At 76.5% G+C, this 23,462-nt stretch carries 26 protein-coding genes; 10 read left to right on the top strand and 16 right to left on the bottom strand.

Annotation, left to right across the window (positions count from 1 at the left end):
- Positions 1 to 35: 35 nt before the first annotated feature.
- On the top strand, positions 36 to 1,601 hold the full coding sequence (gene arfA / locus EDC03_RS15065) for an arabinosylfuranosidase ArfA (protein ID WP_123381072.1): 1,566 nt from the start codon (positions 36 to 38) through the stop codon (positions 1,599 to 1,601).
- Between the two features lie 58 nt (positions 1,602 to 1,659).
- Positions 1,660 to 2,682, top strand: coding sequence for a LacI family DNA-binding transcriptional regulator (locus EDC03_RS15060; protein ID WP_199720300.1), 1,023 nt, complete (start codon positions 1,660 to 1,662; stop codon positions 2,680 to 2,682).
- A gap of 31 nt (positions 2,683 to 2,713) precedes the next feature.
- Here the strand turns inward: EDC03_RS15060 and EDC03_RS15055 are convergent, their stop codons facing one another.
- From EDC03_RS15055 to EDC03_RS15035, 4 genes are all read right to left on the bottom strand, one after another.
- Positions 2,714 to 3,469: a superoxide dismutase family protein gene (locus tag EDC03_RS15055; protein ID WP_199720299.1), complete on the bottom strand. Its 756-nt coding sequence runs from the start codon at positions 3,467 to 3,469 to the stop codon at positions 2,714 to 2,716.
- A gap of 264 nt (positions 3,470 to 3,733) precedes the next feature.
- Entirely contained in the window at positions 3,734 to 3,919 is a 186-nt protein-coding gene (locus EDC03_RS15045; protein WP_123381071.1) for a CsbD family protein, read from the bottom strand.
- Between the two features lie 136 nt (positions 3,920 to 4,055).
- Complete coding sequence (araA, locus tag EDC03_RS15040) at positions 4,056 to 5,564, bottom strand: L-arabinose isomerase (RefSeq protein WP_123381070.1); 1,509 nt, start codon at positions 5,562 to 5,564, stop codon at positions 4,056 to 4,058.
- Entirely contained in the window at positions 5,561 to 6,304 is a 744-nt protein-coding gene (locus EDC03_RS15035; protein WP_123381099.1) for an L-ribulose-5-phosphate 4-epimerase, read from the bottom strand. Before EDC03_RS15035 ends, araA begins: the two co-directional genes overlap by 4 nt.
- A gap of 308 nt (positions 6,305 to 6,612) precedes the next feature.
- Here EDC03_RS15035 and EDC03_RS15025 point away from each other — a divergent pair, with 308 nt between their 5' ends.
- Complete coding sequence (locus tag EDC03_RS15025; protein WP_123381068.1) at positions 6,613 to 6,849, top strand: hypothetical protein; 237 nt, start codon at positions 6,613 to 6,615, stop codon at positions 6,847 to 6,849.
- Between the two features lie 512 nt (positions 6,850 to 7,361).
- Positions 7,362 to 7,814 (top strand): hypothetical protein, encoded by a 453-nt coding sequence (locus EDC03_RS15020; protein ID WP_123381067.1) that lies wholly within the window; start codon positions 7,362 to 7,364, stop codon positions 7,812 to 7,814.
- An 81-nt stretch (positions 7,815 to 7,895) separates the two neighbouring features.
- On the opposite strand, the gene EDC03_RS15015 is transcribed toward EDC03_RS15020, so the two are convergent.
- The 8 genes from EDC03_RS15015 to EDC03_RS14980 form a co-directional block, all read right to left on the bottom strand.
- Entirely contained in the window at positions 7,896 to 8,093 is a 198-nt protein-coding gene (locus tag EDC03_RS15015; RefSeq protein ID WP_123381066.1) for a hypothetical protein, read from the bottom strand.
- A 52-nt stretch (positions 8,094 to 8,145) separates the two neighbouring features.
- Positions 8,146 to 8,541, bottom strand: a complete 396-nt coding sequence (locus EDC03_RS15010; protein WP_158674329.1) for a DUF2382 domain-containing protein — start codon at positions 8,539 to 8,541, stop codon at positions 8,146 to 8,148.
- Between the two features lie 5 nt (positions 8,542 to 8,546).
- On the bottom strand, positions 8,547 to 9,581 hold the full coding sequence (locus EDC03_RS15005) for a DUF2382 domain-containing protein (RefSeq protein ID WP_199720298.1): 1,035 nt from the start codon (positions 9,579 to 9,581) through the stop codon (positions 8,547 to 8,549).
- Between the two features lie 230 nt (positions 9,582 to 9,811).
- Positions 9,812 to 10,519 (bottom strand): phosphocholine cytidylyltransferase family protein, encoded by a 708-nt coding sequence (locus EDC03_RS15000; RefSeq protein ID WP_123381064.1) that lies wholly within the window; start codon positions 10,517 to 10,519, stop codon positions 9,812 to 9,814.
- A 236-nt stretch (positions 10,520 to 10,755) separates the two neighbouring features.
- Positions 10,756 to 11,529: an anti-sigma factor gene (locus tag EDC03_RS14995; RefSeq protein WP_123381063.1), complete on the bottom strand. Its 774-nt coding sequence runs from the start codon at positions 11,527 to 11,529 to the stop codon at positions 10,756 to 10,758.
- Positions 11,526 to 12,209, bottom strand: coding sequence for an RNA polymerase sigma factor (locus EDC03_RS14990; protein ID WP_199720297.1), 684 nt, complete (start codon positions 12,207 to 12,209; stop codon positions 11,526 to 11,528). The genes EDC03_RS14995 and EDC03_RS14990 overlap by 4 nt, the downstream gene beginning before the upstream one ends.
- An 81-nt stretch (positions 12,210 to 12,290) precedes the next feature.
- The gene (locus tag EDC03_RS14985) at positions 12,291 to 12,998 is read right to left on the bottom strand and encodes a class F sortase (RefSeq protein WP_199720296.1); all 708 of its coding nucleotides are present in this window, start codon (positions 12,996 to 12,998) and stop codon (positions 12,291 to 12,293) included.
- Positions 12,999 to 13,189: 191 nt separating this feature from the next.
- The gene (locus EDC03_RS14980; protein ID WP_123381062.1) at positions 13,190 to 14,020 is read right to left on the bottom strand and encodes a DUF4397 domain-containing protein; all 831 of its coding nucleotides are present in this window, start codon (positions 14,018 to 14,020) and stop codon (positions 13,190 to 13,192) included.
- 227 nt (positions 14,021 to 14,247) lie between these two features.
- Here EDC03_RS14980 and EDC03_RS14975 point away from each other — a divergent pair, with 227 nt between their 5' ends.
- The 3 genes from EDC03_RS14975 (at position 14,248) to EDC03_RS14965 (ending at position 16,293) form a co-directional block, all read left to right on the top strand.
- Complete coding sequence (locus EDC03_RS14975; protein WP_123381061.1) at positions 14,248 to 14,790, top strand: hypothetical protein; 543 nt, start codon at positions 14,248 to 14,250, stop codon at positions 14,788 to 14,790.
- A 95-nt stretch (positions 14,791 to 14,885) separates the two neighbouring features.
- Complete coding sequence (locus EDC03_RS14970) at positions 14,886 to 15,824, top strand: aldo/keto reductase (RefSeq protein WP_123381060.1); 939 nt, start codon at positions 14,886 to 14,888, stop codon at positions 15,822 to 15,824.
- Between the two features lie 4 nt (positions 15,825 to 15,828).
- Positions 15,829 to 16,293, top strand: coding sequence for a hypothetical protein (locus tag EDC03_RS14965; protein WP_123381059.1), 465 nt, complete (start codon positions 15,829 to 15,831; stop codon positions 16,291 to 16,293).
- Between the two features lie 42 nt (positions 16,294 to 16,335).
- Here the strand turns inward: EDC03_RS14965 and EDC03_RS14960 are convergent, their stop codons facing one another.
- Together EDC03_RS14960 and EDC03_RS14955 are read right to left on the bottom strand one after the other, a co-directional pair.
- The gene (locus EDC03_RS14960) at positions 16,336 to 18,057 is read right to left on the bottom strand and encodes an amidase (protein WP_199720294.1); all 1,722 of its coding nucleotides are present in this window, start codon (positions 18,055 to 18,057) and stop codon (positions 16,336 to 16,338) included.
- Positions 18,027 to 18,365 (bottom strand): hypothetical protein, encoded by a 339-nt coding sequence (locus EDC03_RS14955; RefSeq protein ID WP_123381058.1) that lies wholly within the window; start codon positions 18,363 to 18,365, stop codon positions 18,027 to 18,029. The genes EDC03_RS14960 and EDC03_RS14955 overlap by 31 nt, the downstream gene beginning before the upstream one ends.
- A gap of 177 nt (positions 18,366 to 18,542) precedes the next feature.
- Here EDC03_RS14955 and EDC03_RS14950 point away from each other — a divergent pair, with 177 nt between their 5' ends.
- Positions 18,543 to 19,670 carry an LLM class flavin-dependent oxidoreductase gene (locus tag EDC03_RS14950; RefSeq protein ID WP_123381057.1) on the top strand — a complete coding sequence of 376 codons (1,128 nt, stop codon included), beginning with the start codon at positions 18,543 to 18,545 and terminating at the stop codon, positions 19,668 to 19,670.
- Complete coding sequence (locus tag EDC03_RS14945) at positions 19,670 to 20,284, top strand: CE1759 family FMN reductase (RefSeq protein WP_123381056.1); 615 nt, start codon at positions 19,670 to 19,672, stop codon at positions 20,282 to 20,284. Before EDC03_RS14950 ends, EDC03_RS14945 begins: the two co-directional genes overlap by 1 nt.
- Positions 20,285 to 20,375: 91 nt before the next feature.
- On the opposite strand, the gene EDC03_RS14940 is transcribed toward EDC03_RS14945, so the two are convergent.
- Positions 20,376 to 21,365, bottom strand: a complete 990-nt coding sequence (locus EDC03_RS14940; protein WP_123381055.1) for an acetylxylan esterase — start codon at positions 21,363 to 21,365, stop codon at positions 20,376 to 20,378.
- A 197-nt stretch (positions 21,366 to 21,562) separates the two neighbouring features.
- Between EDC03_RS14940 and EDC03_RS14935 the strand changes: the two genes are divergently transcribed.
- Positions 21,563 to 22,612, top strand: a complete 1,050-nt coding sequence (locus EDC03_RS14935; RefSeq protein ID WP_123381054.1) for a sensor domain-containing diguanylate cyclase — start codon at positions 21,563 to 21,565, stop codon at positions 22,610 to 22,612.
- Between the two features lie 15 nt (positions 22,613 to 22,627).
- On the opposite strand, the gene EDC03_RS14930 is transcribed toward EDC03_RS14935, so the two are convergent.
- Positions 22,628 to 23,446 (bottom strand): endonuclease/exonuclease/phosphatase family protein, encoded by an 819-nt coding sequence (locus EDC03_RS14930; RefSeq protein ID WP_148058107.1) that lies wholly within the window; start codon positions 23,444 to 23,446, stop codon positions 22,628 to 22,630.
- Positions 23,447 to 23,462: the final 16 nt, after the last annotated feature.

Genomic DNA, 23,462 nt, shown 5'->3' with positions numbered 1-23,462 from the left:
CCCCGCCCGACCCGCACCCCACCGGAAGGACTCCCGTGCCCCACGCACGCCTGACCCTCGACCCCGACTTCGTCGTCGGCCCCGTCCCGCACCGGCTCTTCGGCTCGTTCGTCGAGCACATGGGCCGCTGCGTCTACACCGGCATCTTCGAGCCGGACCACCCCACGGCCGACGGGGACGGCCTGCGGGGCGACGTCCTCGAGCTCACGAAGCAGGTCGGCCCGACCGTCGTCCGCTACCCGGGCGGCAACTTCGTCTCGGGCTACGACTGGGAGGACGGCGTCGGCCCGCGCGACCAGCGGCCCCGCCGGCTCGACCGGGCGTGGCGGACGATCGAGACGAACCAGTTCGGCCTCGACGAGTTCGCCACGTGGGCCGAGCGCGTCGGCACCGAGGTGATGATGGCCGTCAACCTCGGCACCCGGGGGATGCAGGAGGCCTGCGACCTCCTCGAGTACGCGAACCACCCCTCCGGCACCCGGCTCTCGGACCTGCGCCGCAGCCACGGCCGTCAGGACCCGTACGGCATCACGCTGTGGTGCCTCGGGAACGAGATGGACGGCCCCTGGCAGACGGGCCACAAGACGGCGCACGAGTACGCCCGCCTGGCCGCCGAGACCGCCCGCGCGATGCGCACCGTCGACCCGTCCGTCGAGCTCGTCGCCTGCGGCAGCTCGGGCCGCGGGATGTCGACCTTCGGCGAGTGGGAGCGCGTCGTCCTCGAGGAGACCTACGACGACGTCGACTACATCTCCGCCCACGCGTACTACGAGGAGAGCGACACCGGCGACCAGACCTTCGCCGACTTCCTCGCCTCGGCGAAGGACATGGACGCCTTCGTCGAGGAGGTCGTCGCCACGGCGGACGCCGTCCGCGCCCGCGGCCGCCACAAGAAGCACATCGGCATCAGCTTCGACGAGTGGAACGTCTGGTACCAGACGCGCTGGAACGCCAGCGACCGCGCGAGGTCGCTGACGGCGTGGGACGTCGCGCCCCGCGTCATCGAGGACGAGTACTCGGTGACGGACGCCGTCGTCGTCGGCACGCTGCTCAACTCGCTGCTGCGGCACGGGGACCGGGTGGCCGTCGGCGCGCAGGCGCAGCTCGTCAACGTCATCGGGCTGCTGCGCAGCGAGGAGGGCGGGCCGGCCTGGAAGCAGACCATCGCCCACCCCTTCGAGCAGGTCCGCCACCGCGCGACCGGCGACATCCTCGACGTCCGCACCCGCGGCGACCGGATCTCCACGGCCCGCTTCGACGACGTCGACCTCGTCGACGCCGCCGCGACGTGGGACCCGGCGGCGCGCGCGTCGTCGTCCGCCGGCGAGGGCGTCCTCAGCCTCTTCCTCGCCAACCGCGACGAGCACGAGGCCGCCACCGTCGAGGTGCCGCTGCGCGCCTTCGGCGACCTGCGCGTCGCCGAGGCGCTCGTCCTCGCGGCCGGCCCCGGCCAGGACCGGTACACGACGAACACCGCGGAGGCGCCCGACGCCGTCGGGATGCGCCCGCTCGAGGGCGTCGAGGTGGCCGACGGCACGGCGCGGCTCACGCTGCCGCCGCTGTCCTGGGCCGTCGTCCAGCTGGCCGCCGCCGGCGCCTGAGCACCCGGCCGCCGCAGGGGGACGCGCGCCCCCTGCGGCGGCTGGCACCATCCGACCCGTGAGCACCCCCGTCCCGGCCCGCGCGCCGGTCATGACCGACGTCGCGCGTCGCGCCGGCGTCTCGCACCAGACGGTGTCGCGGGTGCTCAACGGCCACCACAGCGTCCGCCCCGAGACCCGCGAGCGGGTCGAGGCGGCCATCGCCGAGCTGGGGTACCGGCGCAACCGCGCCGCCCGCGCGCTCGTGACCCGGCAGACGCTGACCCTCGGCGTCGTCGCCTCCAGCGCCCCGCTGCACGGGCCCTCGAGCATGCTCGCCGCCGTCGAGCGGGCGGCCCACGGCGCCGGCTACGCGACGATGATCGCCTCGGCCGACGGCACCGGGCGCGAGGAGGTCCTCGAGCGCCTCGCGCAGGTCTCCGACCGCGGGGTCGACGGCGTCGTCGTCACCGCCCCGCTGCACGAGCTGCCCGACCTCGCCGAGCACCTGCCCGTCGGCCTCCCCGTCGTCTGCGCGTCCGGCGCGCCCGTCGACGGCGTCCCCACCGTCCACGTCGACCACCGCGGCGGCGCGCGCGCCCTCGTGCGGCACCTGCTGGACCTCGGCCACACCGAGGTCCGCCACGTGGGCGGGGCCGCCGGCTGGTGGGAGTCGGAGGGGCGCGCGGCCGGGTACGAGGACGAGATGGAGGCCGCGGGGCTCGAGCCCGCGCCCGTGCTCGCGGGCGGCTGGTCGCCCGCGGAGGGCTACCGCGCGGGCCTCGAGCTCCTCGCGGACCGGACGGCCACCGCCGTCGTCGCGCCGAACGACCACTCCGCGCTGGGGCTCCTGCTGGCCCTGCGCGAGCACGACGTCGACGTCCCGGGGCGGCTGTCGGTCACCGGGTTCGACGACGTCCCCGAGGCCGCGTACCTCCAGCCGCCGCTGACGACGGTGCGCCAGCACTTCGCCCGGGTCGGCGAGGTGGCGGTGGAGATGCTCCTGGCCCGCCTCGCCGACGCGGCCTCCCCCGTCGAGCACCGGGTCGTGGCGCCGGACGTCGTCGTGCGCCGCAGCACCGCGGCCGCGCCGACGGCCTGACCCCGCGGGGCCGGGCCGTCGACGGCGTCGGTCAGCCCTCGACGACGGCGCAGGCCGCGCGGCCGCCCGAGTCGCCCGTGCGGAGCGTCTCGTCGTCGGGGCCGTCGGGCGCGTAGCGCTCGGGGATGTTCGCGAAGTTGTCCGGCCCCTCGTGGACCATGACGGCGCTGCCGTCGGCGTCCTGTAGGTCGGCCAGCGTGAAGGCGTCCGTCATGACGGTGAGGCTGCCCGTGCCGTCCTCGCCGACGAGGAGGGACGGCAGGTCCCCGGTGTGGGCGCCGTGGTCCTCGCCCTCGGCGGCGAGGTGGCCGCCCGCGGAGAGGAAGGCGCCGGTCGTCGTCGGGTCGGTGGGCGACGCGCTGTCGGGCTCGCACAGCCCCGTCTCGTGGACGTGGAAGCCCTTGAAACCGGGCTCCTGGTTCTCGACGGTGACGTGGATCTCGAGGTGACGGTCCTCGGACCCGCCGGACCCCTGCATCTCCGTCATCTCGACGGTGCCGACCTGGGTGCCGCCGGGGCTCATGAGCATGACCTCGAGGTCGGCGTCGGTCTGCTCCTCGGTGGAGCCGGCGGAGCCGGCCCCCTCCCCGGCGCCCTCGGGCGACGTCTCGTCGTCGGCCGAGCCCTCGGTGTCCCCGCTCGTGCCGTCCTCGGCGGCGCTGTCCTCGGCGCTGCCCTCGCTCGCGGCGATCTCGTCGGCCTCGGCGGGCGAGACGTCCGGCGCTCCGGCGCAGGCGGTGAGGACGAGCAGGGGCAGGCAGGCGGCGACGGCGAGCGTGCGGCGCACGGGGGCCTCCTCAGGTGGGGACGACGGTCACGGGCAGGCGCCAGTCTCACCGCCCGTGGCGGGTCGCGCCCGGTGGGACGGGCCTGGGGTGGCGCCCCGGCGACGGCTGCGCCGAGCACCCGCTCCACGTCGCGACGTGGCTCGCGCGCCGAGGAGGTGCGCGCGTCGATCTGACGGCGGACCGTCACATCGACGCGCAGACTCCCGGGACGCCGAGAGCCGGCGCCCCGTGGGGGCGCCGGCTCTCGGAGGTGGTGCGGGGGCTCAGTGGCCGGTGACGTCCTTGGTGGCGTCCTTGGCCTTCTCCGTCTGCTGACGGGCCGCGCCCATGCTCTGGTCCTTCTGGCCCTGCGCGGTCAGCTCGGCGTCGTCCGTCTTCTTGCCGACGAGCTCCTCCGCCTTGCCGACGGTCTGCTGGACCACGTTCTTGATCTTGTCGCCTGCCGACATGCTGCCTCCTCGGTCGTCACCAACTGGTACGCCGTAAACGGTAGGCAGAGGAGGCCGCTCGCGCGCGGCGAGAGGGCGCGGTCGGCACGACGCCCCGCCCACCGCAGCGGTGGACGGGGCGTCGACGGCCTCGGGCTCAAAAGCCCATGGCCAGCCGGTGGTAGGCGGCGTTCCAGCGCAGCTCGTCGCGGAAGCGGCGGGCCGTCGTCTGCCCGTCGATGACGGCGAGCTCGACGCCGAGGGCCTCGGCGAGGTCGGCGACGGCGTCCGTCCCCAGCGCCGAGGACAGCACCGTGTGGTGGGGGGCGCCCGCGTGCAGCCACGACTCGGCGGAGGTCCGCAGGTCCGGCTTCGGCTCCCACACGGCCCGGGCGACGGGCAGGTTCGGCAGCGGCTCGTCGGGCTCGACGACCTCGACCTCGTTGAGCGTGAGGCGGAACCGGTCGCCCATGTCGCTCATGCCGAGGATGACCGCGGGGCCGGGGACGGCGTCGAAGACGAGCCGCACGGGGTCCTCGCGGTCACCGATGCCGAGCGGGTGGACCTCGCACGACGGCGTGGCCGCGGCGATCGAGGGGCAGACCTCGAGCATGTGCGCGCCGAGGATCTTCTGCTTCCCCGGGCGGAGCTCGTAGGTGTAGTCCTCCATGAAGGAGGTGCCGCCGGGCAGCCCCTCGGCCATCGCCTTGAGGGTGCGCAGGAGGGTCGAGGTCTTCCAGTCGCCCTCGCCGGCGAAGCCGTAGCCCTCGGCCATGAGCCGCTGGACGGCGATGCCGGGCAGCTGGCGGAGACCGCCGAGGTCCTCGAAGTTCGTCGTGAAGGCGCGGAAGCCGCCGTCCTCGAGGTAGGTCCGCAGGCCGACCTCGATGCGGGCGGCCTCGCGCAGCGAGTCGTGCCGCTCGGCGCCGCGGCGCAGCTCCGGCGCGACGACGTAGGTCTGCTCGTACTCGTCCGCCAGCGCGTCCACCTGCGCGTCCGTGGCCTCGGCGACGGCGCCGACGAGCGCGTTGACGCCGTAGGCGTTGACCGTGACGCCGAGGCGGGACTGCGCGTCCACCTTGTCGCCCTCGGTGACGGCGACGTCGCGCATGGTGTCGCCGAAGCGGGCGAGGTGCAGCGACCGGAGCTCGGCCCGGCCGACGGCGGCCCGGACCCACGCGCCCACGCGTGCCGTCACGGACGGGTCGGAGACGTGGCCGACGACGGTGGTGCGGGGGACGCCGAGGCGCGACTGGATGTACCCGAACTCGCGGTCGCCGTGCGCGGCCTGGTTGAGGTTCATGAAGTCCATGTCGAGGCTCGCCCAGGGCAGGGCGGCGTCGGCCTGGGTGTGCAGGTGCAGCAGCGGCACGTCGAGGACGTTGAGCCCCGCGATCCACATGCGCGCCGGCGAGAAGGTGTGCATCCACGCGACGAGGCCGATGCAGGCGTCGTCGGCCGAGGCCTCTCGGGCGAGGCGGAGGATGGCGTCGGAGCTCGTGAGGACCGGCTTCCACACGACGCGCACGGGCACGTCGGAGGACGCCCCCAGCTCGTCGGCGACGCGGCGCGACTGCTCGGCCACCTGCTCCAGCGTCTCGGGGCCGTACAGCCCCTGGCTGCCGGTGACGAACCAGACCTCGCGGGTCTCGAGCGCGGACCTCATCGGGATGCCTCCTCGGCGGTGGTGCCGGCGCCGGCGTCGGCGCCGGCCCCCGGGGCGGACGGCGCAGCGGGGCGCTGGCCGTAGACGTTCTGGTAGCGGTCGTAGAGGCTGTCGACCGCGTCCTGGGGGATCGGGACGGTCTCCCCCAGCTGGCGGGCGATGTGGACGGAACGGGCCACGTCCTCGCACATGACGGCGGCCTTGACGGCTGCCTTCGCGTCCTTGCCGATCGTGAAGACGCCGTGGTTCTGCATGATGACGGCCTTGGAGCGGTGGCCGGTGAGCGTCTCGACGACGCCGCGGCCGATGTCCTCGCCGCCGATGAGCGCGAAGGGCCCGAGCGGGATCGGGCCGCCGAACTCGTCCGCCATCGCGGTGAGCACGCAGGGGATCTCCTCCGCGCGGGCGGCCCACGCGCACGCGTAGGTCGAGTGCGTGTGCACCTGGCCGGCCACCTCGGGCATGTGGCGGTAGACGTAGGCGTGCGAGCCCGTGTCGGACGACGGCTGCTGGGCCGGGTCGACGGCCTCGCCGTCGAGCGTGCACAGCACCATCGACGCCGCGTCGAGGTCGTCGTAGGACAGCCCCGACGGCTTGATGAGGAAGAGGTCGGCGCCCAGCACCCGCGCGGACACGTTGCCGCCCGTCCAGACGACGAGCCCGTTGCGCACGAGCTCCGCGTGCAGGACGACGAGCTGGTCCCGCAGGCGGGCCACCTCGCGGCGGACCTCCTCGGGCAGGTCGCGGTCCGTCGCCGGCACCGCCCGCCCGTCCTCGTGCTGGTCGGTGCTCACGCGCCGCTCCCGTCCCGGCCCCGCGGCCGTCGTCGTCCGTCCTGCCCCCGGCTCGACCGCCCGGAGCTCCTGCCGACGGCACCCGACGTCCTCGTCGTGCCGCGCGCAGGCATGTTAACGCTCACGGTGGAGTGAGGTCCACCACGTCCCCGCTCGGCTCCCCCGCTCGTCTTGCCAGGGGCCCGTCCGTGCCGGAGAGTTCGGTGCACAGAAACCCCCCGCGGGTGGGTCGTGGACGCGAGACGGAGGCCGGCATGTACCTCGAGCAGCGCAACCGCCGCGGTGCCGCCCTGGCACCGGTCACGACCGCCGCCGCGACGATGGTGCTCGCCGCCGTCGCCGCCCTCGTCGTCGCCGCGAGCGGGCCCTCCGTGGCCGCCGCCGCGCTCGTCGTCGTCGCCCTCCTGGCCCTGGGCGTCGCCCGGGCCACCGCACCGCGCGCCCTCGCGTGGTGGCAGCGGCCGGCCCCGCCGGCCCGCCGGCTCCGCTGAGGAGCCCCTCTGTCCACGCGTGCGCCTCGGCGGTCCTCGTCGAGGTCGCTGACGGCGTCGACACCTGACCGTCGCCCGGCCCGCTCGCTGGCGAGGTCGCCCGTAGTGCCGACTTCGGCAGCGAAGTCGTGACGCAGGGCCCCCTCTCACCGACTTCGGCAGCGAAGTCGTATCGCAAGGCCCCGCCCAACGACTTCGGCAGCGAAGTGGGGAGACCGAGCCCCCTCCCGCCGACGTCGGCAGTGAAGTCGTGACGCAGGGCCCCCTCTCACCGACTTCGGCAGCGAAGTCGTGACGCAGGGCCCCCGCCCAACGACTTCGGCAGCGAAGTCGGGAAGCAAGGCCCCCGCCCAACGACTTCGGCAGCGAAGTGGGGAGACCGGGCCCCCTTCCGCCGACGTCGGCAGCGACGCGGGACAGGCGGGGGCCACGTGCGCGGGCGCCTCGACGGGCTCCGTGCCGGGACCCCGCGTGGACGGGCGGGACCGCCCGCCCGTCCCTACCCTCGGCCTGTGGTGCTGTGGCTCACCGGAGCGGCGCAGCTCGCCGAGGACGTCGCCGACGAGCTGTGGGACCTGCTGCCCGGGGCACGGCTGGTCGACGTCGGTCCGCTCGCCACCGCCCTCGACGGCGCGGACGACCTCGAGGCGTCCCCCGGCTGGCGGGCGCTGACGGCCACCGCCGCCGCCGAGCTCATGGCCTGGCGCAGCGAGCGCCTCGTCGTCGCCTGCCCCCTCGCCGACGAGCGGGCGTGGGCCGTCGTCGAGGCGGCCCTGCTCCGCGCCGGCCTCGACGCCGTCCTCGTGGCGATCCTGCCCCCGGCGTCCGGGGACGAGACGGGGGACGGGCGGACCTGGTGGCCGGTGGCGCGGGCCGACGTCCTCCTCGACCCGTCCGAGCGGTCCGCCGCGGCGCTCGCCGCCGACGTCACCGCGGCGCTGGGCACCGGCGCCGTCGCACGCTGACCGCGCGCTCGCCCACGGCCCTCGGAGCACGACGACGGCCCCGGCGCAGCGCGCCGGGGCCGTCGTCGTGGAGCGGGTGCGTCAGAGGCCGAGCTTGCCGGCGAGGCCGCCGCCCCCGCCGCCGAGGAGCTCCTGCCGGTCGACGCCGAACTTCTGGAGGAGCCCGGCGTGCTGGTCGGTGTCCACCTGGTCCGGCAGCTCGGAGTCGGCCTGACCGGCCTTCTCGCCGCCGACCTTGCTCTTGATGAGGTCGATGACCTGCTGCTTGGGGATCTGCACGATGTGCCTCCTGCTGCTTCCGCGGTGCGGGTGGGTGGTGGCGGGCGCGGCGTCAGCCGCGGCCGGCGTCCTGCTCGACCTCGACGACCTCGCGGGAGAGGTCGACGGTGACGGGCGTCGTGCTCTCGACCCGGCGGGCGCGGACGGTGACGCGCTCCACCGGGCGGGTCTCCGTCGTGACGACGGGGACCTCCTCGTGGAGGACGACGACGACCTCCTCGGGCTCGCCGAGGTCCGTCGTCGCGGCCGCGCGCGCCTCGTCCTCGTCCACGGGGACGCGCTCGACGACGAGCTCCTGGCGCCGCACCTCGACGTCCACGCGGACGACCTCGGTGACGACGCGCGTCCGGACCCGCACGCGCTCGACGGGGACCCGGACGAGCCGGGAGACGGCCCGCTCCTCGGAGACCGTGACCACGGCCTCCGAGGGGCGGGACGCGTCCTGCACGGTGCTCAGCGCCGGTCGGTGCCGGTCGTGCCGGTCGTGCCCGTGGTGGTGTCGCCGTCGACCTCGATCTCCTCGCGGCGGACGTCCGTGGACACGCGCTCGGTGTCGGTGACGGTCTCGGTGCCGAGGCGGACGCGCTCGACGGCCTCGACGTCCTTCTCGACGACGGGGCGCTCCTCGTGCAGCGTCACCTCGTGCTCCTCCTCGGTGAGGTCACCGCCGGAGTAGGCGTCGCCGCGGTTGGCGTCGGTGATCGGCTCGCGCTCGACGACGACCTCCTCGTGGCTCACGGGGACGTCCTGCGTGACGCGCTCGGTGACGACGTGCTTGCGCAGGCGCGCCCGGCCCGACTCGCGGGTCTGGGTGCCGAAGGAGGCGTGCTCCTCGGAGCGGGTCATGGCGTCGTCGGTGTTCGGGCCGCTCGTGTCGTGGCCCGTGCCCGCGGTGCCGGCCTCGCCGGTCGTCCCGGACGTGCCCGCGGCGGCCGCGGTGCCGACGCCGGCAGCGGTGCCACCGGTCGCGGCGCCCGTCGTGCCGGTGCCCGTGCCCACGCCGCCGCCGTTCTCGCCGGAGGAGTAGCCGCCGGTGCCGGAGAAGTCGCCGGTGGACCCGACGGACTCGCCGGTGCCCGAGCCGGCGCTGCCGGCCGTCGTCGTCGTCTGGGCCGTGTGGCCGGAGGTCAGGAGGCCGCCGCCGTCGCTGCCGCCCTGGACGCCCGAGGCGCCGCCGACGCCGTAGTGCGAGTACAGGCGCTCCTCCTCCTCGGGGGAGAGCTCGGCGTCGGTGTCGAGGCGCGGGGCGTCCTTGACCTGGTCCTTGCTGTAGGAGACGCGGATCTCGTCGCCCTCGAGCGTGGCGTCCGCGAGGGGCACGAAGGACTCCGACGTGCCGAAGAGGCCCGTCTTGACGGTGACCCAGCTGGGGGCCTGCGTGTCGTCGTCCAGGTAGACGTTGCCGACGGAGCCGATCTTGCCGTCGGTGCTGGAGACGACGGTGGCGTCGTAGAGGGCCGAGATCTGGTCAGCGGTGATCGTGGGCACGGTGTGCTCCTCGTCATGGGTGAGCAGCGGTCGCTGCGCGTGACCACCCGGTGCGCGGCGGGCGCCGCGTCTCGCCGGGGGGTTGCCCGCCGTGACGGCGGGGCAGGGACGCGCGGTCTCGGCGTCCGGTGGCACCACGATGGTCACGCCCGGGTCACATCGCCACCCGAAACGACGACGTGCCGCACGACGCCCTGCGTCGCGCGGCCCGTCGGCCGGCACCCGGTCGCTCAGATGGCGTTGGCGCGCTCCAGGTCGTCGGCGAAGTCGACCTCGACGACGCCGAAGGCCGAGATGTCGACGGCCCGCACGCGCATGCCCTCGAGGGCGATGGCGTCCTCGATGCCCTTCTCGAAGTAGTCCTGGTCCCCGGCGGCGGCCAGGTGGCGCACGAGGACCTCGCGGTCGCCGGCGCTGACGTAGTTGATGCCCACGGCCTCGCCGAGCCCGCCGACGACCTGCTTCGACAGGGCGCTGATGTGGCCCGAGTCGTCGAGGAGGTACTTGACCTCCTCCTCCGCCACGCGGGCGGTGTTGACCGCCACGAAGGAGCCCTCGGCCATGTGCGGGACGAGCGTGTCCAGCAGGCCCGGCGAGAAGACGACGTCGCCGTTCATCCACAGCACCCCGCCCGGCGCCGCCATCCGCAGCGCGCGCAGGAGGCTCTTCGAGGTGTTCGTCCGCGAGAACTCCTCGTTGAAGACGAAGCTCGCCTCGGACGCCGCGGCCTCGAGGAGCCGGCGCTTCTTGAACCCGACGACGATGGAGACCCGCGCGTCGTCCGCGAAGGCCCCGCTGATGTGGTCGAGCTGCTGGCGCAGGATCGTGCGCCCGTCCCGCAGGGTGGTCAGCGGCTTCGGGTGGGGGCGGCCGAGCCGGGTCCCCATCCCTGCCGCGAGGATCACCACGTTGACCGACCGGTCGTCCGCAGCACCCATCAGGTCACCTCCGCCTCTGCGCCCTCGGCGCTCACGTCCTGTACGTCGCCGTCGCTCGGCCTCCGCCGTCCGGCTCTCGGTCGCCGCCCGGTGCGGCGCCCTCGCCCTGCCGTTGTACCCCACCTCGTCAACGTGGCGGTGACGGGCGGGCGACGTCGGGGAGGCGGCGCGCCGAGCCGGGCGGCGACAGCGGTTGTCGCACAGCGCCTACCGCCAACTATGGGCGAGCCGGCACCTCAGCGCAGGAGGGCGCCCCGGACGAGGCTGTCCCCCGAGTGGGCGGGGCTCCCGTCGAGCGGCTCGCGCGACACGTCGACCTGCACGCCGTCCACGTCGAGCGCCGCGGGCGGGGCGGTGAAGGTGCCGCGCCCCCCGGCCAGCACGCCGAGGGAGACGAGGCCGCCGTCGGGGTCGAGGAGCCAGACCTCCTCGTACGCACCGGGTCCCGCACCGTCCGCAGGGTCGTCGGCACGGTCGCCGAGGTCGACGTCGACGACCGGCACGCCGTCGACCTCGCGGAGCACGGCCGTCCCGCCGGGGGCGTCGTCGGCGAGCGTCCGCAGCTCCGCCGTCGCGAGCACGTCGCCGACCGCCCCGCCCCCCGTGCCGCCGAGGCCACCGAGGCCCAGGCCGGCGAGGACGCCGACGGCCAGCAGCGCGACGGCGGCGCCCGCCGTCGCGAGGGCCCGGCCGACGGGTCGGCGGACCCGGCGCTGGACCGGCACCGCGGGCGCGGGACCGGGGGCCGGCACGGGACGGTCCCGGGCCACCTCGGCGAGGACGGCGTCGAGCACGCGGTCCGGCGGGCGGCGGAGGAGGTCCGCGGGCTCGCCCGCGCGGCCGGCGTCGACGGCGCGGCGGTCGGCCACCAGCACCGCCCGGCACCGGGCGCAGCCGGCGAGGTGCTGCTCGAGCCGGGCGTCCGCCGGCTCGCCGAGGGCGAGCCCGGCGAGCTCGTCGTCGGTCGCGTGCGCGCCGGGGGTGCGTCCGGCGTCGTCCTGCTCGCTCATCGCCCCTCACCGCCCATCGCGTCGCGCAGCCGCCGCAGCGAGCGGCGGACGTGGCTCTTCACCGTGCCCAGCGGCATTCGGAGCCGCTCGGCCACCTGGACGTGCGTCAGGCCCTCGAAGAAGGCGAGCCGCACGATCTCGCGCGCCGGCTGGTCGAGCGCCCGGAGGTGCTCGGCGACGAGGATTCGGTCCACGAGCCGGTCGACCTCGTCGTCCGGGGTGCCCGCGGGACGGGCCGGATCGGCCAGGCCCGCGACGTCGTCGGGACCGACGAGGACGGTCCGCTGCCCGCGCCGCACGGCGGCGGCGCGGGCGTCGGCGATCTTGTGGCGCGTGATGCCCACGAGCCAGGCGCCCAGCGGCCCGTCCTCCGGGCGGTAGCGGGCCCGGCCGCGCCAGGCGGCCACGAACACCTGCTGCGTGACGTCCTCGGCCTCGCCGGCGTCCCGCAGGGCCCGCAGCGCGAGGCCGTGGACGAGCGGCGACCAGCGGTCGAAGGCGCCGCGGAGCCCGTCGTCGGTCCCGGTGGCGAAGGCCTCGGCCAGGCGGACGTCGAGCGCGAGACGCTCCGCGTCCGCCCCGGCGTCGGTCATGCGCGACCCCTCGCCGTCGTCCACGGGCGCGGACGTGCCGAGGGCGGGGCGGGGGTGCCCTCCGCCGTCCTCGTCATCGACGACCACGGGGGCGACGGTAGCCAGGGGTCGCCTCCTCCGTCGGCCGGCGGTCGCCGGGGAGGCCGGGGAGGGACGGGCGGCGCGCGCTCACGCCGGCTCCGCGACGACGACGACGTTGTCCCGGTGGGCCCCGACGTCGCGCAGGTAGGGCCCGCCGCACGTGACGAGCACGAGGCGCTCGGGGCCGTCGTCGGCGAACAGCTCGGCGACGGGCAGGGCGGGCTTCTCGACCGCGGTGCGGGTGACGACGCGGTAGGCGAGGACCGAGCCGTCCGCCCGGACCACCTCGACGACGTCGTCGACCCCGAGCGCCGGGAGGTCCGCGAGGGCCCCCGGCGAGCCGTCGGCGGCGGACACGTGCCCGGCGACGACGCTCGTGCCGCGGCCGGAGCCGGGGACGGCCCCGTACCGGTACCAGGAGGTGCGGGCCACGTCCTCGGGGAGGGCCATGGCGCCGTCCGCGTCGACGCCGAGCGCGTCGACGGGGGCGACGACGCCCAGCGCGGGCACGCGGACCTCGACGGGCGCGGGGCCGCGGCGCTGCCGCTCGGCCGCCGCGGCGGGCGAGGCGTCCCGCGCGACGGCGGTGGGGGTGGCCGGGGAGGAGGCCACCGGGGCGGGCGCGGCGGGCGGCGGGGACGACGCCGACGCAGGGGGCGCGGGGAGAGCCTCCGCGGGCGGCGCCGTCACGAGCGGCGCGCCGACCGCGGCGACGTCCTCGGGCCCCGTGGCCGCCGCCCAGGCCAGCGGTGTGCCGACGGCCACGAGACCCAGCACGACGGCGGCCGCGGGCACGCGCCCGCGGCGACGGTCCCCGCCCCCGCCGGTCGCCCGCCGTCGTCCTGCCCGCACCCGCACCGCCGCACCCTCTCCCGTCCTCGACCGGCCCGCCGTCCGACCGCTCCCGACCCGGCCGCGCCGTGGGCGGCCGCGGTCCTGCCGTCCCCTCCCGGCGGGGCAGGGCCTGCCGCCGGGAGGGGCCGGGCTCAGGCCCGCTGACGCGTGCGACGCACGGTGAGGAGCACCGCGCCGCCGGCGGCGGCGCCGACCACGAGGGCGAGCGGCAGCGGGAAGCCGCTCGTGTCGTCCCCGAGGCCCGACGGCACGCCGGACGGGTCGGAGCCGAGGTCGTCGATCGTCTGGACCGCCAGCTGCAGGTTCCCCGCCTCGGCGGAGCCCCACGCGTAGACGACGGTCGAGGCGCCCTCGGCGATCGTCAGGTCCGTCGGCCCGATGGCCGTCGTGTCGGTGCCGGCGAGGTTCACCGCGGCGCTGACCGTGCCGGCGGCCGTCTCGAGGGACGCCTCGTCGGGGTTCTCCAGGTCCTCGACGACGGCCGTGCCGTCGGCGAGCACGTCCACCGCCGGCGCGGCGGCCGTGTGGCGGACCGTGAGGCGGCCGTCCCCGGCGTCGACCGCCGAGGTGTCGTTGACGAAGGGCGTCAGCACGGGGCTGCCGGCCGCGTCGAGGTGCGCCGCGACGGACACGTTCGCGCCGGCCGGGACGGACACGTCGTCGGCGCTGATGACCGGCTCCGTGGTCGAGATGTCGGCGCCCGCCGGGTAGACGGCGAGGTCGTACTCCCCCGCGGGGAGCTCGAGCGGGTCGGTGAGCGTGCCCGGCCGGAAGTCGGGGATCAGCTCGTCCCCGTTGGCGTAGACGTCGACCGGCGTGTCCGGGACGGCGTGGAGCACGGACACCGTGGCGGTGCCGGAGCTCGCGAACGCCGGGACGGCGGGCGCGAGGACGAGGGCGCCGGCCGCGACGGCGGCGAGGGCGCGGGTGGTGCGACGACGGGCGGAGGGGGTGTGGCTCATGGCTGCTCCTGCGGGTGCGGCGACGGCGCCTACGCCGTCGGGCTCGGGTGGAGGTCACGTGCACCCCCTCTTCCGCGCCACCCCCCGTGCCGGATGCACCAGTTCTGAACCAGGTCACGCGTGCGTCGTCGCCGGGACGTGAGAGCCGCGTGAGACGCGGATGAGGGAGCCGTGAGAGACCCGCTCCCCCGCTCGCCCCCGCTCCGTCCGGCTGCCACGGTCGGCCCATGAGCAGCCGCCGCGTCCTCGCCCTCGTCGCCTCCGCCCCCCTGGTCCTCGCCCTCGCCGCCTGCGGCGGGGACGACGCGACGCCCGACGTCGGCGGCCCCGTCACCGCCGCGCCGCCCGCCTCGTCGGCCGCGCCGTCGTCCGCCGCGCCCTCGTCGTCCGCGCCCTCCTCCTCGGCGCCCACGACCTCCGCCCCGCCGGTCCCGAGCACCGAGGCCCCCGTCGCGGGCGCCGGCGACCTCCCCGCGTACACGGTGGCCCGCGAGGAGCGCGACGAGGACGACGGCGTCCTCGACGTGGACCTCGACGTCGACGTCCAGGAGGTCCTCACCGAGGACCAGGTCCGCGCGCTCGTCGCCGACCTGCAGGGCACGTACACCGAGGAGGCCGTCTACGACCTCTCCGTCGACTGCGGCGTCGCCGGGCCCGAGGACGACGTGGCCGAGGCCGACTGGGCCGTCGGCGCCGCCGCGCAGCGCGAGTCGGGCCTGGCCGAGGGCGAGGTCCGGGTCGAGCTCGAGCGCGACGCGGTCTGCGGCTGACGCCGACCGCCCGGGCCGCCCCCGCGCGGCCCGGGCACGGCGGCTCCCGCCGCCGGGCGGGCCCGCGCACGCCGACCTACCGTCGGGACGTGGAGATGCGGAACCTCGGGCGCAGCGGGCTGCGCGTGTCGGCGGTCGGGCTCGGCTGCAACAACTTCGGCGGCCGGCTCGACCAGGCCGCGACGACGGCGGTGGTCGACGCGTGCCTCGAGCACGGCATCACCTTCTTCGACACGGCCGACATCTACGGCGGGCGGGGCGCCTCCGAGGAGGCCCTCGGCGTCGCGCTGGAGGGCCGGCGGGACGAGGTCGTCCTCGCGACGAAGTTCGGCATGGACATGCAGGGGGCCTACGGCGACGACTTCGGCGCCCGCGGCTCGCGGCGGTACCTGCGCCGGGCGGTCGAGGGGTCGCTGCGCCGGCTGCGCACCGACCACGTCGACCTCCTGCAGTACCACCGCCCCGACGGCGTCACCCCGCTCGAGGAGACGCTGACGGCGATGCACGAGCTCGTCGTCGAGGGGAAGGTGCGCTACCTCGGCACGTCGAACCTCCCGGCCTGGCAGGTGGCGGACGCCGCCTGGGTGGCGCGGACCGAGCACCTCACGCCCTTCGTCTCCGAGCAGTCGGAGTACTCCCTGCTGCGCCGCGGCGCGGAGGCGGAGCTCCTGCCGGCCTGCGCGGCCCACGGCGTCGGCTTCCTCCCGTACTTCCCCCTCGCCAGCGGCCTGCTGACGGGCAAGTACCGCCGCGGCGAGCAGGCTCCCGAGGGCTCGCGCCTGGCCGGTGACGCCGGTCCGTCGTGGCTGACCGACGAGGCGTACGACGTGGCCGAGGCCGTCGCCGGCTTCGCCGCCGACCGCGGCCGCTCGTCGCTCGACGTGGCGTTCGCGGCGCTGCTCGCCCGTCCCGAGGTGTCGTCCGTCATCGCGGGCGCGACGCGCCCGGAGCAGGTCGCGGCCAACGCCGCCGCCGGTGCGTGGTCGATGACGCCCGAGGACCGCGCCGCGCTCGACCAGGTGCTGCCGGGCTGACGCCGTGCCGGACGCGGTACCGGTCCCGACGGGCGACGTCGTCCGTCTCGTCGTCACCGTCGAGGTGGACGACGCGACGTGGCGACGGCGTCGTGAGGGCCGCCGCCGGCCCGACGCGTCCTTCGGGCTGCGGCTGGAGGTCGGGCTCGCCGGCGGGAGCCGGGTGCTGCTGCGCGACGACCGGGGCTGGACGATAGGCCTGCGCTCCGTCGGCGGCGCTGCCGCTCCGCTCGACGTCTGGGAGCACCTGCGGGAGGAGGACGTCCTCGCCACGGCCCTCCCCACGGCGCTCCCGGAGGTCGACCTCGAGCACCCGGGCCCCGAGGACCTCGCCGCCTACGAGGAGCTGGCCGACCTGGCCGCGGCCGCCGGCGTCGTCGTCGGCGCGGAGCACCTGCGGGCGGTCCCCCACGTCGTCGAGCCGGGGCCCCGCCTCGTCTCCGCCCTCCGACCGCCGCCCGCCGGGTGAGGCGGACCGGCCGCTGCCGGCGGGCGACGACCGGGCGGCCGGCTACTGCGTCTGCTCCGCCGCCGCGATGGCGTCGAGACGCACCTCGGGCGCGGCGGTCGCCGTGAGCGAGCGCGCCCCCGCCGCGGGCACCACCGGGTCCGCGGGCCGCCGCCGGTGCCAGTCGGTCACCGACTGGTAGGCGGCCACGACCTCGAGCAGGCGGTCCTCCTCGTACGGCGCACCGCCGAGGATCGTGCCCAGCGGCAGCGTCGTGCCGTCCGGGCGCGGGCTGCCGAGGCCGATGGGGAAGGCGATCTCCGGCAGGCCGACGACGTCGAACGGCACGGGGCTCGTCTGGAGCACGACGTCGCACTGCCGGCCCAGCAGGTCGCCGAGCACCTCCGCGAGGAAGTGGTGCTTGGCGCGCTGCCCGGTGACCCACTCGTCGCCGGACATCAGGAGGCCCTGCAGCCAGCTGAGCACCGAGACGCCGAAGAGCGTGAGGTCCTGCTGGAGCCACGGGCGGAAGGGCTCCGTCCGCTCGGGCAGCCGGACGACGTTGAAGGTGCCGGACTGCAGGTCCCAGTCCTCCGGGTACGTGACGTCGACGAGCGTGAGCCCGCGGACGCCCCGCAGCGTCGTCAGCAGCGCCTGCCGGGCGGCGAGCTCGTCGCCCGTGACGGCGAGGAAGTCCGGGGGCACGCCGACGCGCGTCCGCCGCCGCAGCGCGGCCCGTCGCCCCGAGGTGACCGGCGTCGCGGCGCGCACGAGGTCGGGCACGGCCGGCAGCCCGAGCGTCCGGGCGTCGCCGTCGTCCGGCCCCGCCATGGCCTGGAGCACCACGGCGGCGTCGAGCGCGTCCTTGGCCAGCGGGCCGACGTGGTCGCGCGTGAAGGACAACGGGATGATGCCGCGGATCGACGTCCGCCCCATCGTCGGCTTGAGGCCCGTGAGGCCCTGGGCATTCGCCGGGGCCGTGATGCTCCCGCCCGTCTGCGTGCCGAGCGACGCGAGCGCGAGCCGCCCGGCGACGGCCGTGGCGGGGCCGCTCGACGAGCCGCCCGGGCTCACCGACGGGTCCGCGGGCGTCCACGCGTTGACGGTCGTCACGACGCCGGCCGGGGTCGTGGCGCGCGTCGTCGCCAGCGGGCCCATCTGCCCCTTGCCGACGACGACGCCGCCCGCCGCCACGAGGCGGGCGCCGACGGTGCTGTCGTACGGCGGGACGAAGTCGGCGAAGATCGTCGAGTTGGCCGTCGTGGGCACGCCCGCGGTGAAGAGGTTGTCCTTCAGGGTGATCGGCAGCCCGCCGTAGGGGTTCGAGCGCCGCCGCCGGTCCGCCCGGCGGGCCGCGACGAGCGCCTCCTCGACGAGGAGCGCGTTGTGGGCGCGGTAGGTGCCCTCGAGGCGCTCGACGCGCTCGAGGTGCGCCTGCACGAGCTCGACGGCGGACAGCGTCCCGGCGGCCATCGCCAGCGCCGCCTCGACGAGCGTCAGCGTCGTCGGGTCCTCGACGGCGGTCGGGGCCGCGCCGCGCGGGACCCGCAGGCCGGACGCCGGGGCCGCCGCCGCGGGCTGGGCGGCCACCGCCGCGGCCCCGGCGCTCATCGCCGCCACGGCGGCCGACCGGGCCAGGAAGCTGCGTCGCGCCAGCCCGCGGCGCTGCTCCTCGGCCGGCGTCGTCCCGGGGACGTCGCCGACCTCCTCCGGCGGCACGGAGGTGAGGTGGTCGCCGCGCCCCGCCCCGGCGCTCATCGCCGCACCGGCCACTGCTCGGTCCACGCCGCCGTGATCGACGGGTAGAGGGAGGGCGCCGCCTCCTGCTGGGCCAGCTCCGGCGAGGGGGCGGGCGGCGTCCAGCGCGCGAGGGCCTGGAGGGCGCCGCCCTGCCGGACGCCGTCGACGAGCGGCCCGGCGAGGAAGGTGCGCAGCGAGGCGTACGCCTGCGCCTGCGTCGGCGAGCCCGTCGCGGGGTCGGGCTCGGTGGGCAGCTGGGTCAGGTCGACGCCGACGAGCGCCAGCCGCGTGCGGATGAGGGTGTCGAGCTCGGCGTCGCCCACGGCGACCGGCTCGGGGACGGGGGTGGTCATGGCCGGACCCAAGCGGTGCCGCGAGTCGGGCGGGTTGCTCGTGCGTGTCGGGTGTGTCACGTCCTCGCCGCCCGGACGAGTGGTGCGTGGCTCCCGGGGGGCGGGGAACACGCGGGCGGGTCGTACCGTTGTGCCCACCGACAGTTGAACGTTGGAACATCTAGCCGGGAGGCGACCATGCAGTTCGGGGTCTTCACGGTCGGCGACGTCACGGCCGACCCGACGACGGGGCGCACGCCCACGGAGCACGAGCGCATCACGGCCATGGTCGCCATCGCGAAGAAGGCCGAGGAGGTGGGCTTCGACGTCTTCGCGACGGGGGAGCACCACAACGAGCCCTTCGTGCCCAGCTCGCCGACGACGATGCTCGGGTTCGTCGCGGCGCAGACGGAGCGGCTGCTGCTCTCGACGTCGACGACGCTCATCACGACGAACGACCCGGTGAAGATCGCCGAGGACTACGCGATGCTGCAGCACCTCGCCGAGGGCCGGGTGGACCTCATGATGGGCCGCGGGAACACCGGCCCGGTCTACCCCTGGTTCGGCAAGGACATCCGCGACGGCATCGCGCTGGCCGTGGAGAACTACGCGCTGCTGCGCCGGCTGTGGACCGAGCACACGGTCGACTGGGAGGGCCGCTTCCGGACGCCCCTGCAGTCCTTCACCTCGACGCCGCGCCCGCTCGACGACGTCCCGCCCTTCGTGTGGCACGGCTCCATCCGCAGCCCCGAGATCGCGGAGCAGGCGGCGTACTACGGCGACGGCTTCTTCGCGAACCACATCTTCTGGCCGAAGGAGCACTTCGTCCGGCTGGTCGACTTCTACCGGCGCCGCTACGAGCACTACGGCCACGGGAGCGCGGACCAGGCGGTCGTCGGTCTCGGCGGGCAGGTGTTCGTCCGCAAGAACAGCCAGGACGCCGTCCGCGAGTTCCGGCCGTACTTCGACAACGCCCCCGTCTACGGCCACGGGCCGTCGCTCGAGGAGTTCACCGAGGGCACCCCGCTCACCGTGGGCAGCCCGCAGGAGGTCATCGACAAGACGCTGACCTTCCGCGAGCACTTCGGCGACTACCAGCGCCAGCTGTTCCTCATCGACCACGCGGGGCTGCCCCTGCCGGTCGTGCTGGAGCAGATGGAGCTGCTCGGCTCCGAGGTCCTGCCGACGCTGCGCCGGGAGCTCGACGCGATGCGGCCGGCGCACGTGCCGGAGGCGCCGACCCACGCGAGCCGGGTGGCGGCGGCGCGGGCCCGCGCGGCCGGCGCGAGCACGACGACCGACGCGACCGCCGGGGCGGTGGCCTGATGGCGACGCGCACCCTCGCGGTCCTGTCGGCCGGGCTGGGGCAGCCGTCGTCGACCCGCCTGCTGGCGGACCGGCTGTCGGCCGCGGCCGCGCGGCTCCTCGAGGCCCGGGGCCTCTCGACGACGGTCGAGGTGGTCGAGGTCCGGGACGTCGCCCGTGACCTCGCCGACCACCTCGTCGCCGGCGCGACGACGCCCGCCCTGCGCCGGGCGCTCGAGACGGTGCAGGGCGCCGACGCGCTCGTCGCCGTCTCGCCGGTCTTCGCGGCGTCGTACAGCGGCCTCTTCAAGACCTTCGTCGACGTCGTCGACCGGGACTCGCTGCGCGGGGTGCCGGTGCTCCTCGGCGCCACGGCGGGGACGCAGCGGCACTCGCTCGTCGTCGACCACGCCCTGCGCCCGCTGTTCTCCCACCTCGGCGCGCTCGTCGTGCCGACCGGCGTCTTCGCGGCGCCGGAGGACTGGGCCGGCGGCGGCGGGGACCCGCTGGCGGCGCGGGCCGACCGCGCGGGCGCCGAGCTGGCCGACCTCGTGGCGGCGCGGGCCCCGCGCCGGACGGTCGACCCCTACGACGCGGCGCCCGACTTCGCGGCGCTGCTCGCCGGGGGCCGCTGACCCCGCCCCCCACCGCGACGTGCGGCCATGTGGGCGCCCCCGGACCTCCGGAGGGCGCCACATGGCCACACGTGCGAGAGGGGACGGGGCGTCAGGGGTGGCGCAGGTGGTGGCGCAGGAAGGCGAGCGCCCCGCGCTCGTCCTCCGTCTCGCCGCCCTCGTGGCCGTTGTAGGGCCACACGACGATCTCCTTCGGCCCCGCGTAGGCGTGGAAGGCGCCGAAGACGGTCGAGGGCGGGCAGATCGCGTCCATGAGCGCCGCCGAGAAGCGGGCCGGCGCGCGGCCGCGGCGGGCCATGACGACGCCGTCCACGTGGGCCAGCGTGCGCAGCACCGCGTCGACGTGGGAGCGGTGGCGGGCCAGGTACCGCGTGACCTCGTGGAAGGGGTCCGCGTCGGTGATCGCGAGCGCCCGCGGGACGTCGCAGAGGAAGGGCACCTGCGCGACGACGGCCGCGACGTCGGGCACGAGCGCCCCCGCCGCGAGCGCCGCCGCCCCGCCCTGGCTGGTCCCCATCACGGCGACGCGCGACGGGTCGACGTCGACGCCGACGGACGGCAGCGCCCGGGCGGCGTCGACGGCGCGGGCGGCGTCGGTGAGGAAGCGCCGGTAGTACGACGTCTCGGGCGACGTGACGCCGCGCGTCATGACGCCCGGCACCTGCGGCCCGGCGGGCCCGCTGTCGGGGGTGTCACCGCGGCTCCAGCCGGAGCCCTGGCCGCGGGTGTCCACGAGCAGGTGCGCGAAGCCGGCCGACGCCCACAGGAGCCGCTCCTCGGGCTCGCCGCGGCCGCCGCCGTAGCCGACGTACTCGACGACGACAGGCAGCGGGGCGTCCCCGCGCAGCGCGGCGACGGGTCGCCGCAGCCACGCCCGGACCGGCTCGCCCCCGAAGCCGGGGAAGGTCACGTCGTGGACCTCGAGCGTCCGCAGGTCGGTCGTCACCGGCTCGGCGCGCAGCGGCCCGCCGACGGCGCGGGCCTCGGCGAGGGTCCGCGCCCAGAACTCGTCGACGCCGTCGGGGTCGGCCAGCGTGCTGCGGTGCTCCCACAGCTGCGGCTCGCTCAGGTCGGTGTGCACGCCCGCGATCCTGCCCCGCGACGCCGCCGCCCCGGGTACGCCGGACGGATGACCTCGGCGCGGCGGCCCGCTCCCCCCGCGCTCAGGCGCCGCCGCGGCGCTGCCGATGCACGGACCGGCGGCGCCCCCGCCACCGCCCGTCCCGTGCAGCAGCGCGCGGGGCGGGCCCTGCCGACCCCGCCCGCGGGAGGAGAGCCGTGACCCGTCCCGCCCGCCCGCTCGACGACGACGCCCGCGTGGCCGCGCTGGACCGCCTCGGCCTGCTCGAGGAGGCGCCCGCCGCCGACCTCGAGGCCGTGACGCGGCTCGCGCGCTTCATCACCGGCGCGCCCACCGCCTACGTCACCGTCGTCGGCGAGCACCGGCTCGACGTCGTCGCCGGCGCGGACGGCCCGGTGAGCATGGACCGCGACGACACGCCGTGCGCGCACGTCGTCGCCGAGGACCTGACGATCCACACGCCCGACGCCCGGGACGACGCCCGGCTCGCCGACGGACCGCTCGTCGACGGCCGCGAGGACACGGTGCGCATGTACGTGGGCGTGCCCGTGCACGACCCGGACGGCCTCGCCGTCGGGACCGTCTGCGCGCTCGACCAGGTCGCGCGCCGTCTCACCGACGACCAGCTGGCCGCGCTCCACGACCTCGCCGGCCAGGTCGAGCAGCTGCTCGTCCTCCGCGCCCAGCGGCGACGCCTGCTCGAGGTCCTCGCCGAGGTCGACCACCACGCCACCTACGACACCCTCACCGGGCTCGTGAACCGGCGCGTCCTCCTCGACCGCCTCGACCGGGCGCTCGCGCGGCCGGGCGCGAGCGCCGGGCCCGCCCTCTTCTTCTGCGACCTCGACGGCTTCAAGGCGGTCAACGACACCCTCGGCCACGAGACCGGCGACGAGGTCCTGCGCACGGTCGCGCGGCGGCTGCAGGCCCTCGTGCGCTCCGGCGACACCGTCGCGCGCCTCGGGGGCGACGAGTTCGTCGTCCTCTGCGAGCAGCTGCCCCCCGAGGAGCTCGACGGCCTCGCCGCCCGGCTCGCGACGGCGGCGGACCCCCTCGTCGACGACGTCGAGGGGCTCGTCCTGGGGCTGTCCGTCGGCGCCGTCGCGGCCGGCCCGGGCGACGACGCCTCCGACGTCCTCTGCGCCGCCGACCAGCGCATGTACGCGACGAAGGCCGTCCGCCGTGCCGCCCGCGCCACGGCCTCGGTCGGCGGCCCGGTCGGCGACCTGGTCGGCAGCAGCCGCTGACCGCGGACCGCCGGGTCAGCCCCGGCGGCGCGCCCCGACGAGCAGCCCGTCGTGGTCGGTGTACGTCATCGGCAGGACGACGGCCGGGCCGGCGGCGAGCGCGGCCCGTGTCCCGTAGACGTGCTGGATGCCCGGCGCCTGGGCCGCGGCGGCGTCCGTGCGGGCCCACGTGCCCGGCGGCGTGCAGGGCGCGAGCCGGTTGACGTCGCCCGCCACGAGGACGGCGCGGCGGGTTCCCTGCGCGGCGACGACGTCGGCCAGCTCGCCGCACTGCGCCTCGTTCGCGGCGCGCGCCGCGGGCGTCCCCGCCGTGGAGAGGTGGGTGACGCACGCGGTGAGGTCGTCGACCGTCGTCGCGCAGGCCCAGCGCCGCTCCTCGGCCCCGGACTGCGCCGCGTAGGGCGCCTCCTCGACGCGCACCTGCGCCTCGCGCGTCAGGACGGCGAGCCCGAAGACCCCGCGGCCCTCCGGCGAGCGGCACGGCAGCGGCGCCCCGCCGTAGACGACGACGGAGAAGGCGAGGTCGTAGCCCGTCGCCGCGGCCACGTCCTCGGCGTCGCCGCTGCAGGCCTCGGTGAGCGTGACGGCGTCCGGCGCGTGCTCCTCGACGCGCGCCACCGCCTCGGCGACGACGGCGGGGTACTGCGTGCGGCCGAAGCAGCCGGCGACGCCGGAGAGGCAGAGGTTCATCGTGAGCATCGAGGCCGAGCGGCGGGGCTCCGGCGTCGTCGCCGCCGACGCCGCCGGGGCGCCCCCCGCGAGGAGGGCCGCGGCGGCGAGGACCGCCGTCACGGCACGACGACGGACCGGCGGGCGGGGTGCGGAGGAGGTCATGGGCGCAGGGTCGGCG

Source organism: Pseudokineococcus lusitanus (assembly GCF_003751265.1).
GTDB lineage: Bacteria > Actinomycetota > Actinomycetes > Actinomycetales > Quadrisphaeraceae > Pseudokineococcus > Pseudokineococcus lusitanus.
This window is presented reverse-complemented; position numbering and strand designations above follow the sequence as displayed.